The sequence below is a fragment of the Streptomyces sp. NBC_01716 genome, assembly GCF_036248275.1.
Classification (GTDB): Bacteria; Actinomycetota; Actinomycetes; order Streptomycetales; family Streptomycetaceae; genus Streptomyces.
This window is the reverse complement of record NZ_CP109181.1, coordinates 7,417,649-7,430,743: the sequence shown is the minus strand read 5'-3', so window position 1 is coordinate 7,430,743 and position 13,095 is coordinate 7,417,649. Positions and strand designations below refer to the sequence as shown.

The 13,095-nt window shown below is 67.5% G+C and carries 7 protein-coding genes; all 7 read right to left on the bottom strand.

Annotated features, from left to right (window positions below):
* Positions 1 to 2 precede the first annotated feature (2 nt).
* The 7 genes from OIE74_RS33130 to OIE74_RS33100 are packed head-to-tail and all read right to left on the bottom strand — an operon-like array spanning position 3 to position 13,088.
* Entirely contained in the window at positions 3 to 284 is a 282-nt protein-coding gene (locus OIE74_RS33130) for a hypothetical protein (RefSeq protein ID WP_329390284.1), read from the bottom strand.
* A complete protein-coding gene (locus OIE74_RS33125) occupies positions 284 to 1,834 on the bottom strand; it encodes a hypothetical protein (RefSeq protein WP_329390281.1) in 1,551 nt (516 codons plus the stop codon). The genes OIE74_RS33130 and OIE74_RS33125 overlap by 1 nt, the downstream gene beginning before the upstream one ends.
* Before the next feature lies 1 nt (position 1,835).
* On the bottom strand, positions 1,836 to 3,668 hold the full coding sequence (locus OIE74_RS33120; protein WP_329390279.1) for a glycosyl hydrolase family 28-related protein: 1,833 nt from the start codon (positions 3,666 to 3,668) through the stop codon (positions 1,836 to 1,838).
* Positions 3,669 to 3,687: 19 nt separating this feature from the next.
* Positions 3,688 to 4,701 carry a hypothetical protein gene (locus tag OIE74_RS33115; protein WP_329390277.1) on the bottom strand — a complete coding sequence of 338 codons (1,014 nt, stop codon included), beginning with the start codon at positions 4,699 to 4,701 and terminating at the stop codon, positions 3,688 to 3,690.
* Positions 4,701 to 5,876 (bottom strand): siphovirus ReqiPepy6 Gp37-like family protein, encoded by a 1,176-nt coding sequence (locus OIE74_RS33110; RefSeq protein WP_329390275.1) that lies wholly within the window; start codon positions 5,874 to 5,876, stop codon positions 4,701 to 4,703. The genes OIE74_RS33115 and OIE74_RS33110 overlap by 1 nt, the downstream gene beginning before the upstream one ends.
* A gap of 11 nt (positions 5,877 to 5,887) precedes the next feature.
* Positions 5,888 to 6,832 (bottom strand): phage distal tail protein, encoded by a 945-nt coding sequence (locus OIE74_RS33105; protein ID WP_329390273.1) that lies wholly within the window; start codon positions 6,830 to 6,832, stop codon positions 5,888 to 5,890.
* Position 6,833: 1 nt separating this feature from the next.
* The gene (locus tag OIE74_RS33100) at positions 6,834 to 13,088 is read right to left on the bottom strand and encodes a peptidoglycan DD-metalloendopeptidase family protein (protein ID WP_329390271.1); all 6,255 of its coding nucleotides are present in this window, start codon (positions 13,086 to 13,088) and stop codon (positions 6,834 to 6,836) included.
* Positions 13,089 to 13,095 lie beyond the last annotated feature (7 nt).

Genomic DNA, 13,095 nt, shown 5'->3' with positions numbered 1-13,095 from the left:
CGCTACCGGTCCCGCCCCACGTTCACAGCGAACTGCGGCCCGTAGGCGGCCCGGTACTGATCCGGCGTGACCGCCTGGCCGGCAGCAAGGAACACCGGATCCACCCGCTGCCCGCCCGCCGCATCAGGGTCCGCGACCAGCACCCAGCCCACCACCGGGCCGCCCGGCGGTGCCGCGTCAGCAGGCGTGCCGACTGGGGCGCTGATCTGCACCCGCAGACCGTCGAACGCCGGGACCATGCCCGCAAGAGCACCCGATGCCTGTAGCCCAGCGATGATCGGCACTAGAACCTCCTGATCAGGCGCAGGCTCGTCGCATAAAGACCCGCCCCGTCCAACGTGGACGCGCCACCCAAGTCACCAAACGTCGGCCCGTTCAGGGTCTTCCGGGAGTTGATGAACCGGTAGTGCCCCAGACTGTCGACCCCCAAGAAGATCCCGTTGTGATCCAACTGCCCGGCGACCGGGTCGGAAGTATCCGCATCGAAGAGCGGAACGTCACCGACCTGAAGGTTCGTCAACGCCGGGGCAATGTCCGTCGCCTGCACCACGATCACCCCCGGCCCCGATGGGCCGATGTCCTTCGTGACCCTCGGCAGGTTGATGCCGTCAAAGTCCGTACTGCGCACCATGGGAATGCCCATGTGGAAGCCGTACACCATGCGGACGAACCCGGAGCAGTCCATGCACCCCTGCTCACCCACACCCGCAGTCTGCGTCTCCCCGTTGGGGAACTCCCAGTCGAGGCCCATGTAGTCGTGGAAGTCGCCGCCCTCAATGGGTGAGCCGGTGCTGGGGTCGAGCGGCCCGTAGTTGGACTGGCCTGCGATCTGCGCACCGCCCAATGCCGGTGACGTCACCGCCGGGGCCCCGGTGACGTACATCATCGCGTAGGCCAACGCGTCAGGAGTCGTGTCAACAGCCCAGGACCGGACCTGATCCGCCAGACCCCCAGTCCAGATGCCGTCAAACGGCTCCGGCAGAACCCGCACCCACGTGCCGTGGGTGACCGAAGGCGCCGTGGCCCACGCACCAGAGATCACCTGTAGGTCATCGACCTGCACAATGCGGGGCAGCCCGGTGCTGCCGGAGGACGCGATGGCGCGGAACCCGACACGCCCCGACGGGTTGGCGGTTTCACTCACCGAATGAAGCCACGTTCCCGGTTCGGTGGTGCTGTCCTTCCAGGCGCGGCAGCGAATGGTGGCCCCGGCCCGCTCGGCCCGGATTCTCCACCAGTCCCCAGCCGCGAATCCTGTACCGACCTGCGTGGTCGCGCCAAGGATCGTGACGGTACTGGCGACTTCCTTCTCCAGCGTCAACTGCACGACACCTGCTGTGGTGACCGTCAGCCGTGCCCGGTTGGCGTTGGCGGAGTCGGTGTAACCGAACGACAGGGCGACGCTCGTGCTGGCGCCGGCAGGCACGGTCGTGATCGTGACCTTGGCGGTGACGTCGACGTCGGTGAGCGTGTCCAGCACGGTGGCGTGGCGGGAGGTGTTCGCAACGTCGCATGAGATCTGCCCGACGCCGCTAGCCGCAGTGTAGAGGGTGGCGGTTCCGGACTGGGACCAGTTGCCGCCCCCTGGGCTCATGCCGAAGCCCGAGGTTGTGGTGCGGGTGAACTGGTCGGTGAACGGCCTCTTGTTCTCGGTGAACGTGCGGGCCGGCCCCCGTATGGCCACCGTTCTCGCCCCGACAGTGAGGGTGGCGAGCACGCCGACGGCATCTGAGACCTGAAGCAGCTCCGGCGGCCCGGCCACGGACTCGGTGGTGAGCGCACCGGGCGCCTGCTGGTACGGCAGCCGGTCATCGAGGACGGTCAGTACCGCCATCTCACACCCCCTGCACTTCGACCTGAATGGTGACCGCCGTCGGTGTGCCGGTCACAGAGCGGACAGCGACGGCCAGGGTGTCGCCGGCGGCCATGTTCTGGTTCTGCACGCCGGGCCCGGACAGCCAGGTGTCCGCAGTGGACAGCGACAGGTTGGAGGCGAGAAGGTCGGAGCCGTTCTTCGTCGCGTTGATCGTGATACCGGTGCCGCCAACCCGGTAGCCGCGTACTGCGGTGACCGTGCACGCCTTTGGTGCACGCCAGACCACGTAGGCTGCGGCACCGGCAGGGGCGGTGATGACCAGGCCTTTGGAGACGGTCGCCGTGAGCGGCAGGGTTCGTACCGGTGCGGTGGTCGGGCCGGACGCGTAGGTCACGTTGGCGCCGACCATCAGGGTTCCGGTGCTGGTGGAGTGCAGGCCCTGGGTGGCGGCGTGCAGGTAGCTGCTGTCAACCTGGACCAGGGTTGAGGCGCCGGTGACGGACAGCCCGTACTCGGGGCTGCTGGTGCTCGCACCGCCATCGTCCACGCCCGGGTAGCAGGTGACCCCCGTGGCAACGATCGGCATGGTGGCGGCGGCAACGGCGAGGCCGGCGTAACCGCCGCCACCGGTACCGCCGTTGCGGCCGTCGCGCCGGGTCATCAGCCCTTCGATGAGGATGGGTCCGTTGCCGGTGGCGTCGATGAGGACGCCGTGCTGCCCGTTGCGGTCGGTGGAGCAGCCGGTCATCTGCATGCCGCCGGAGCCTGCCCAGTCCCCCCAGGCGCCGGTGATGTGGTACCCGTGGGAGCCGTTCCATTCGGTGCGGCAGCTGGCGAGCTGCCCATTGGTGCAGTTGGTGAGGACGATTCCCTGCGCCCAGCAGCCGATGACCTGCACGTCGTCTAGGGTCAAGTCGGTGTTGCCGGTCAGCAGAACGCCGTTGGCGTGGCAGTTGTCGACCATGACATGCCGCAGGCGCCACGAGTAGGGGAAAACGTCGTCCGCGTCGGCAGTGACCAGCCCGTTGTTGGGCATCTGCCGGATGGTGACGTTCTCCAGCACGACGTTCTGGACGTTACCCCTGGCGTACAGGCCGTCGATGCTCGATCCGGTGAGCTGTGACCCGTCGAACATGAGGTTCGTGAGACGCTGCTCGCCGCTGATGGCCGGGTGTTCGCCGTCGTCCTCGCCGATGATCTGGATGACGCTGGTGCCGTCAAACGGGACCGCGGGCTGGATGTAGCAGGCGAAGTCGGCGTCGGTCATGCCCGGCCCCAGCATCATGTTGGCGTGGGAGCCGAGGAGGGTGACACCGGACTTCAAGTCCAGCGTCGCGGTGGTCTTGTAGACGCCGTGCGGGAAGTACACGATTCCGCCCGGCTGACAGGCGTCGATGGCCGCCTGGATCGCCATGGTGTCGTCGTGCGTTGCGTCGCCTTCGGCGCCATAGGTGGTGACGATCAGCCAGTCCGTGGAGGTGGGCAGTTGGTCGCCCGGGATTTTGCCTTCGCTGTCGAGCCCTGGCCAGCCGTCGGGGAGGCCGCGTTGCGCCAAATGGGCTTGCAGGACGGCCCCGGTGTCGGTGGCGGCCATGGCGTATCGGCGCCCGTAGCCGAAGTCGAGGTAGAGGCTGGTGACGCCGTCGGGCCCGTAGAAGCTGACGGCCCCGTCTCCGTCGGCGGTGACCGTGGTGATGGGGTTGCCGACGGCGTCGGTCAGGTCGGTGATCTGGGTACCGTCGGTGACGGCGTCCCAGACGGTGCCGACGGCTTCCGGGCGGAGGAGGAGCTGCATGCCGACGCGCTCCATCGCATAGTCGGCCGGGCTGCCCCCGAAGATACTGCGAGCCATCTGATGATCCTTTCGGGGGTCAAGCGAGCCAGTAGGAGCCGTCGATGGTCAGAATGTCGCCGGCCCGAATGTTGTAAGGGGAGTTGGTGAGGACGTTCTCCGACTTGGGGATGGCGTCCGAGGTGTCGCCGACCTGGACTGAGTACCGCAGGCGAGCGATCTTCGTGGTGGTCTCGTTCGGAAACAGCAGTGCCGACCCGATTGCGGAGCCTTCCCCGTTCACCGACTGAAGGTTGAAGTGGAGGATGCCGCGGTGTGCGGGGCTGCACGGGTAGCCCGGCGGGAGGGTGACCTGGATTGGGTCTGGCAACCCGACGGGGTTGCCGGTCACGACGACGTGGATGTTGAGGTAGACCCGGCCGTCCCGCACCTGGTAGCGGCCTATGTTCGTTGCCCCGGTCCCCCAGTGGAACGCCGTGGTCCCGGCGTTCCACACCGGTGTGTACGAGCCCTCTTCGAGCCCGGTCGAGGCAAGCCACCGCCACGCCGCACCATCGCCGAGATACAGGCTGGCGCCCTCCACCCGCAACTGCCCCTTAGCGGCGGGCCGCCCGTCTCCCGAAACCCCAGCGATGGCCCCGCGGTCCGTGAACCACCTGCGATCCAAAGCGTTGACGGCGGTCACGACGGATGAGCCGGCGGCGACGGTGCACTGGGCGAGAGGGATTTCGTAGATGCCGGTCTCATCCTGGGTCAGGGTGGGGGCGATGGTGCCGCCGGTCTTGTATTCGGCGGTGACTTCGCCGTCTTCCATGTCGGCGCGCAGAACGACGTAGTCGATGCGTGCGGCACTGCCCGCGTTGGTGACGACGTCCAGCAGCTTGTTCGCGTCTAGGTGGTAGTAGAAGCCCGCCACGAAGGCGTCACCCGGCCGGACGGTGACCTTGCTGGTGCTGTTGCCGACGACGGTGAGGGCGGTGCTGCCGGGGTCTTCGGCGTGCACACCGTCGAGTCCCCAGCGGCGGGCCATGCGGGACCACTGGAGCTGGGTGGCAATGGGGGAGCCGGTGAACGGCCCGCTGAACTCGGCCATCAGGCGGCCTTCCTTGTCTTGAGTCTGGCCACATCGGTTTTGATCTTGGCGAGGTAGGAGTAGATGCGGGCCACGGCCGATGCATCCGAGTCGCCGGTGCCGACCGTTGCTTTCACGGAGGTGCCCTCGGCTGCGGTGCAGGACAGGGCAACTTCGCGGACCACGTCCGTGTACCAGACGCCCCGCACCTGCGCGGACACCGTGTCGCCCACGCTGTAGTCCCGCCCGTACCTGAGCTGTGGCAGGTCGATGGGGCTGATCGACAGGGAGCCTTGCCCGGCACCCGAGGTGAGCGCTTCCTCGGCTGCCTGATCCATCTGCGCTTCGAGGTCGACGCTGGCGGTGTCGGTGCCCGTTTGATCGATGAACTGCTCGATGAACAGGCCAGGGAACAGCGGGTCGGCCCGGTCGTACATGCGGCATTCGCGGGGTGACGACTGCCCGCCTGCGACGACGATCGCCCTGGTGCAGGTGGGCGGTGTGGTCGAGTAGTTGGCGTCCGTGAGGTTGCCGAGACCGAAGGAGAAGCGGGCGGTCCCGGAACGGTCGACCGGTTCGAACACCTGGAACTGCAAGGCGGCGCCGACCTGGACGACACGGAACCCGACACCAGCGGCCCGCGCAATGTCCTGCAACGCGACAAGGAGGCCGTCGAACTGGTTGACCTCTCGGGTCACGGGGGCTCCGACGAACGTGTCTGCCGCGAGGGTGAGCAGGGCGTTCTTGCGTGCGGTCAGTGCGCCGGGCCCGGCGTTCAGGTTGACCAGGGTTCGCATCGCGGTCGAGGCGGTCGTGTCGGTGACCTTGTATACGGCGTCGGACTGTGACCCGATCGCGGCGGCCGGGTTGGGCCAGCACGTGTACTGCGCGAGCACCTCGGTGTCGCTGATGCCGCTAACGGTGAGTTTCCCGGAGCCAGCGTCGGATTCGGAGCGAGCCCAGTCGACGGTGCGGATCGGCCCGGAGTCGACGAGGTCGCCTGTCGCGGTGCGGATGATGAGCCCGTTGCCCTCGACGAGGAGAGGGGCCTTCTCGGAGTCGGCGGCAATCTCCATGCTGAACGCGCCGATCGCGTTGAACCTGGGGATGGCGTTCAGGGAGACGTAGTCGTCGACCTGCCCGATCCGCTCCAAGCCCGGGTTGCGGACGTAGACGCGCAGTGCTGTCGCATGCATTGGTACTCCTCTCAAGCGGCCAGGTAGCGGGGCTGGTACGTCATGCGGACGGCGGTGTCGGCACTGGACCCGTCCACCGCCAGGGCCAGATCATTGAGCCCCGGTGCGAGTCCCCACATGGAAGAGTCGTCGTCGATGTTGGGCCACAGGTTGGTGACCCCGTTGAGGAGCGCGCTCTGCCGGCGCTGCCGGGTGTCGATGACGATCTCGTCGCCTTCATCAATGCTGCGGGTGAGCGCCAGACTCTCACCGGTGGTCGAGTTGGAGAGGGTGACTCCGGTCGCCGGCCCGGTCACCGACCAGATGGGATAGGCGTCGTCGTCGCCGTCGTTGTCGACAGCCACCTCGCCCAGCACTTGGGAGTCGCCGACGCTGAGCGGCAGGAACGGGAAGAACTCCGTGTCCACGGCCGAGCGCCATTCGGTGGTGACCTCGCCGCCGATCCAGTGCGGCTTCGGGCATGCGAACGTGATCACATTGATGCACCAGCGTTCCCCCGCCGCGTCCCTGGACTCATCCCCCTCCAGGCCCCCGGCGTAGATGGCACCAATGGTGCGCACGGCCCCGTCGGGCTGGGTCAGGGTGAGGATTCCGGGGCCGCGCTTCGGGTTGACGGAGCGGATGAACTGGCGGCGGCGCTGAAGGTAGGCCTGCCGCGAGTCGTTGGCCCAGAAGGCGATCGGCAGGATGATGTCTTTCCCGAGGGCTCTGACCTCCCGGATTTCGTATCCGTCGATGCCTGGTGACTCGTCCTGCGAGAAGGCGTAGGTGGGCATGTCCAGGCCCTTGGCGCCGGTCTGCACGACCCATCCGCGCTCCCAGTCGGTGAGCATCGTGACCAGCCCAGTCGGGTCGGTGAAGCTGACCTTCGGCATGGAGTTGGTGTACGGGGGCCAGCCGGGACCGTCCGGCGTCTCCGGCGGACCGATGATCGTGGGCGCGACGAGGATGGGCATGTCAGGCTCCGCTCATCACGGGGCGCAGGAGGAGTTCCTCCATGGCCAGGGCCGCCTGGATGGACTGTGGTGACGCCTGCTCCCGAACGAGGGCGTTGTACTGGAGGATCCGGTCGCCGCCTTGGTTGCTGACCTGGTTGGTGACGATGCGGGACGCGCCCACCCCGGTGGTGGAGCGGACCGCAGCGGCCATGGTGGAGGCTGCTGCGGCGGCCTGGGGGACGGTCTCGCGGATGCCCTGGGCGTACCCGAGGCCCGTGAAGCGGCCGAGCGCTTTGGTGACCTTTGACGGGCTGCTGATCTTCAGTTCGACCTTGATGGTCTTCTGGATCTTCTTCGCCAGGTCGGCCATCGCCTTGACGATCGACGCCTCTTGGGACTTCAGCCCGGATAGGAATCCCTTGCCGGACTGGGTTCCGGCGTCGTACATGGCGTTGGCGGCGGACTGCCCGTAGGCGGTGGTGGCCTTGCCGATGGCCGCCTGAGTCGAGTTGATGGACTTCAACTGGGAGTCGGTGGCCTTGACCAGGGCGGCGGCATACGGGGCGCCCTGGTCGGGTCCGGCGGCGATGATCTGCCCGATGAGATCCTTCGACAGGCCGCGCTTGCCGAGGATGGTCAGGTTGGCGCCGAACGTCTTGAGCTGGCCGAGGCGCACGTTGAGCCCGTTGAGGATGCCGTCGGCACCGAACGGCAGCCCGCCGTTGGGCAGCCCAGTGAGGCTGGTGAAGTTGGCTGCACCGGCGCTGGTTTCGGTGGCGAACGTGGTGGCCGTAGCGATGGTGGAGCGGATCTTGTCCCGGTCGGCGGCCAGTTTCTTCAACTGCGCGTTCTGGGTGTTGACCTGCTTGATCAGCTTGTCGTCCAGGGTGGTCTTGACACCCTTGAACGCGTTCTTCAACGCCGTCGCAACCTTGTTCATGGCCGTGTTGATGGCCGCCGCGGTCCCGGCCAGATGCTTGAGGAAGTCGCCGCCCACGGACGCCTTCACCGGCCCGGTATCGATTCTTCGCCCGGCAACGGTGATGGTGCCGCCGGAGGCGTAGCCGGGGATCGGCTGCCCCATGGTGCGGGCCATGTGGGCGGACTGGCGGGCGTTGAAGATCCGCACCCCGCCCTCGAAGACCCGCATCAGCTCCGGGCCCTGCTCGCCCACCCAGGCCAGCTCACCCGGCCGGGCCGTACCACCGGACTCGTAGCCGCCGATGCGGTTGTACGCCTTCGACAAGCTGCCGTAGCGGGACAGGGCGTACTTCATGGAGGCGTAGATGTTGGCCAACGGGTCGGTCGAGACCCCGTAGAGCTTCGGCCCGGTGTTCCGGTACTTGCCGGCGTAGGCGTTGAACGTGGGCCGGATGACCTGCATGAGGCCCACGGACGGTGTGCCGTTGATCCAGTTGATGTCGTTGCGGTTGACCGCCTTGGGGTTGCCGCCGCTCTCTTGGTTCATGCGGCGCAGCGTTGTGTTGACCAGGGACAGCGACTGGCCCACCTGTCGGATCGCCTGGTTGACTATGCCCCGGTAGCGCTCCACACCCTTGCCTGCCGAACCGCCGGTGCCGCCTTCGAGGTAACGCATCGGGTCGACCGCGCGGCCGTTGATGCGCGCTTCCAAGTGGAGGTGCGGGCCGGTGACGTTGCCGGTGGCACCGACGCGGCCGATCTGCTGGCCGCGTTTCACATCCGCCCCGGCCTTGGCGAGCATCGCCGACATGTGCGCGTACAGGGAGGTGAGGCCGCTGCCGTGGCTGATCTCAATGTGCTGCCCGTAAGGCCCGCCGGAAGTGCGGGAGCGGACCTGCCCGCTGTCGACGGCCCCGATGCGGGTGCCGGTCTTCGCGGGGAAGTCCAGACCAGTGTGCCGGCCCGACGACCACATGAGCCCGGCCTTACCGAACGGGGTGCCGTAGGGAACGTTGACGGGCTTGGCCCACTGGCCGGTACCCTCCGGCGGCAAGTCCTTGCCCCGGATGAAGTCGATCACCTTGTCGATCAGCCCGATGGGGGCCTGCCCGATCATGCCCTGGTAGGTGTTCTTGTTGGTGCCCAGGGTCTTCTTGATGCCGGACTTCAGCGGCTTGAACGCCGCCTCAGCGAGGTCGGCGAACCCGCCGCGAACCACGTCCGCACCCTTACTGAGCGCCCCGCCCACGGCGTCGCCGATGGAGTCGACGATCCCACCGAACGCGTAACCGCGGAACTGGCGCAGCGACTTTCCCTGCATGGCGGCCTGGTTGACCGCGTGCAGGCGGGCCCGCTCATACGGGTCACGCATCGCCTCGGACACGTACACGCCCTCGCCGCGGCGCATGGGCACCAACTGGTCGTCGCCGGCGCGCCACGAGGACTGGCCGGGGAGGATGCCGCCGCGGGCGAAGCCCTTCGGCATGCTCATGGGCTTGAGATCGGGGACCCCGGGGATCTTCGCGGCGGTCTTGTTCCAAACCGTCACGATGCCCTTGTTGTAGACCGTCTCGATCCAGAACTTGATCGGCGCCTTCACCAGGGCCTTGAGACCGTCCCAGATCTTCCCGAGGCCCTTCTTCAGGGTCTCGAAGGCGCCTCTCATGCCGTCGGCGAACTTGTCCAGGCCCTTGCGGACGGCGGCCCACGCGTTGGTGGCCGTGGACTTGACCGCGTTCCACAGGGACTGCCAGGCGCGAACAACGCCGTCGCGGACCGCACGGAAGATACCGAGCGCCTTGTCACGGAGGCTGGTGAACCAGCGCACGGCCCCGTTGACAATGTCGGGGATGATCGAGTGGCCGAGGAGGACGTCGAAGAGGTGCTTGAACCCATCGATGATCTTCGTGACGATCTTTACGACGATCGTCGCGAGCTTGGTCACCATCTCGATGACCCACACCACAATGGGGATCAAGAACTTCAGCGCCGCACCCAGCACCCCGGTCAGCAGTCCTGCCAGCTGCACGAGCAGCGGCATCAGCGGCACGATCACCGACAGCGCCAGCTCCAACAGGGCCGGCAGCAGTTGAAGTACGGCCATGACCAGGTCGACCACTGCCGGGATCAGCGGCATCAGCGTCGGCAGCAACTGAAGGAACAGCCCTGCGATCTGTCCGACGATCGGAGCAAGCGCCCGCATGGCCGTGCCGAGGAACTGACCGAACAGCCCGGCGATTTGGGAGATGACCGGTGCGAGTGGTGTCAGGACGGCGGTCAGGAGCTGTACCAGGATCTCAACAACCTGGATGATCACCGGGATGAGTGGCATCAGCGCCGGGATCAGGGCCTTGATCGCTGTGGCGAAAAGTCCGGCCATCACCCCGGCGATCTGCGCGAACAGACCGATCAACGGGGTCAGGACCGGGGCTATCGCCTCGAAGACCTGGGCGATGAGATCGCCGACCAACTGCACCACGGGGATCAGTGCGGCGATCACGATGCCGAGCGGACCGGAGACCGCCTGCACCAGCTGCACGATCACACCGACAACCGTCGCCAGGACGGGGGCCAGGGCCTCAATGATCGCCCCGAGCAGGAACCCGATCGGCTCCAAGAGCGGCGTCAGCGCGGTGACGATGCTGATGATCCCGTTGCCGATCAGCCCGATCACCGGCAGCAGCGCGTTGATGATCGGCATCAAGGCTTGGCCGAGCGACTGGGCCAGCAGCACAAGCACCGGTGTGAGCGCCTCGGCCAGGGACGTCACAACCGGGGCCAGTGCGGCAAACAGGGGCAGCACCGCCTGAATGACCGCGCCCAGGGTGCCGGCGAGCAGTGAGGCGATGGCCTGTACTGCGGTGAAGATGGCGGTCAGTGCGGACTGCACTTCCGGCAGTGCGGTGACGCGGCGGATCTCCTCCAGTGCGGCGCCGACGACTGCGAAGAAGTCCCCGCCACCGGCCGCCGCGGCACCGAAGACGTTGGAGAAGATGCCGCCCAAGTCGGCGAGGACCCCACCGAACTGGACTGCCACATCGAGGGCAGTGCTGATGGCGTCTTCGAGGGAACCGTTCTCCAGGCCTGCGGCCAGGCTGTCCATGGCCCGGTCCATGGCGTTCCCGGCGCCCGCGGTGATGCGGTCCCATGCCGGCCCGGCGGCGATGGTGAGCTGGGCGAGGCCGGTGACGATCTGGCCGGGGATCTGGGCGAGGTTGCCGAGGCCGTTGCGGATGACGTCGAACGTGCCCTTGAGCTGGCCTGTCTTCTCCAAGTTGCCGACGGCGGTGAGGGCTTCCTTGCCCATCGTGTTGAACACGCCGGACAGTCCGACGACTCCGGTGCGTACTGTCGGCAGCACCTGGCCACCGACCTGCTGGAGGCGGGTACCGAGCCCGGCGAACAACGCGTCCTGCACGTCGAGGCGCATGGCCCGCCAGGCAGGGGCCATGGACTGGAGGATGCCGACGAACTGGCGGGCGTTCGGGGAGAGTTTGGCCAGGGCGGTATCGAGGGCCGATGTCTGCGTTGCCGCACTGGACTGCGCGTCGGCTACCGCTCGGGCCGCATCGGCAACGGCGCGGTGTGCGTCGGCGACGCCGCGTTCCCGCTCCTCGACCTGCTCGCCCGCAGCCCGGATGCGCTCCCGCGCCTGCACCACGGCGTCAGACCCGGACACCCCGGCCTTGTTGGCGGCGGCCGTGTCGACCTGGAGTCGCTTCTGCTGCCGGGCCTGCTCCTCGGCCGCCGCCCTGGCCCGCTGAAGTGCGAGGTCGGCCTGCTGGATTTGGAGCTGGGTGGCGGCAGGGTCGGTGCGAACATTCTGAAGGTCAAGTTCGGCCTGTGAGACATCGAGTGCGGCCTGTTTCTGATCCAGCGAGCCCTGTCGGAGGCGCTGGTTCATGTCCTCCAGGTCACGCGCGGCTTGCCTGCGTGCGGCGGACAACTCTGCCTGGACGGCGCGGGCCGCGCGCTGCGCCTGCGACAGGGAGCGTTCTGCGTCGGTGACACCGCGCTGCGCGTTCGCCAGGCCGCGCTGCGCCGTCTCCACCTGCCGGGTGGCGGTCGCCGCAGCCTTAGCCTCGGCCGGCACCGGGGTGAATGCGGCCTTGATGGCGTCGCCGATGCCGGAGGCGCCCAGCTTGATGGCGGCGAACGCGCCGATGAGGGTGAGGATTGCCGGTGCTGCGACCGCGGCGAGCGGGCCCATCTGGGCGATGGACGACCCCAGGGCGGCCACCTGCGGCAGGGCGAGGAGGGCTGCTGCCGCTATCGCAAGGATGCGGCTGGACAGCATGCCCATGCCGCCACCACTCCCACCACCACCCCCGAGGGCGCCAAGGGCCGCGGTGAGCGCACCGAGCCCAAGGAGCCGGGCGCGGATGTCGACGGTGCGGTTGCGTGTCAGGAACGCGAGCGCAGTGTTCGCCCCGGCGGTGTCGGCCTGTGCGGTGACTCCGACTTCGCGGCGCCGGGTGAGATTGGCGATGTCTGCGGCGGCGACCCTGGTGTCGACGTCGACGCCGATGCGTACCCGCTGGCGGCGGGACAGGTTGCGGAGTTCGTCGGCGGCGACGCGGGTGTCGATGATGGGGCGGATGTTGACGTTGCGGTCGGCGGTGAGCTTGTCGAGGGCCTTCTCGACCTTCTTGTACGCCGCGTCGTTGATCGTCGCCGCGACATCGACATTGATGGTGCTGTCCCTGGTGAGCTTCCCCAGGGCGGTCTCGGCGGCCTTAGCGTCGAGGTCGACAGTGATCTTGACTGTGCGGTCGGCGGTCAGTTTGACGAGAACCGCTTTCGCGACGGCCTCGTCGAGGCTGGCCGTGATGTCGATGGTGCGACCGGTTGTCAGCTTGTCGAGGGCCTTCTTGGCTGTCGCGTCGTCCAGGCTCGCAGCGATGCTGACGGTCTGATCGGCGGTCAGCTTCGTGAGTGCCTTTTTGGCGACTTCGTCATCGAGGCTTGCGGTGACTTTGACGACGCGGTCGGCCGTGAGTTTGGTGAGTGAGGCCTCGGCGGTCTTCGTATCGAGGTCGACACTGACGGAGGCCGACAGTGTCATCTTGGCGAGGCTGGCCTTGACCTTCACCTCAAAGGCGTCAGCGAACGCATCTCCGGCGCTGACGCCCGCCTTGGTGGCGAGAGGGTCGATCAGCTTGGCGGCATCCTTGAAACCGTCAGGCACACCGATCTTGAGCCGTGCGCCGATGGCATCAGATAGGGCATCACCAGCGGTCTCGCCAGCCTTGAGGGCGATGGGGGGCAGCTCGACGCGGAGGCGGTCGCCGAACGTGCTGAGGTCCGGGATGAGGCTGACCCGGGTGCGTCCGACGACTTCCGGTCCGGCCACGCTGCCC

What these genes read in the sequence shown, in the direction of transcription:
- OIE74_RS33125 (WP_329390281.1), bottom strand. Translation starts at nt 1,834, where the DNA reads ATGGCGGTACTGACCGTCCTCGATGACCGGCTGCCGTACCAGCAGGCG.
- OIE74_RS33120 (WP_329390279.1), bottom strand. Translation starts at nt 3,668, where the DNA reads ATGGCTCGCAGTATCTTCGGGGGCAGCCCGGCCGACTATGCGATGGAG.
- OIE74_RS33115 (WP_329390277.1), bottom strand. Translation starts at nt 4,701, where the DNA reads ATGGCCGAGTTCAGCGGGCCGTTCACCGGCTCCCCCATTGCCACCCAG.
- OIE74_RS33110 (WP_329390275.1), bottom strand. Translation starts at nt 5,876, where the DNA reads ATGCATGCGACAGCACTGCGCGTCTACGTCCGCAACCCGGGCTTGGAG.
- OIE74_RS33105 (WP_329390273.1), bottom strand. Translation starts at nt 6,832, where the DNA reads ATGCCCATCCTCGTCGCGCCCACGATCATCGGTCCGCCGGAGACGCCG.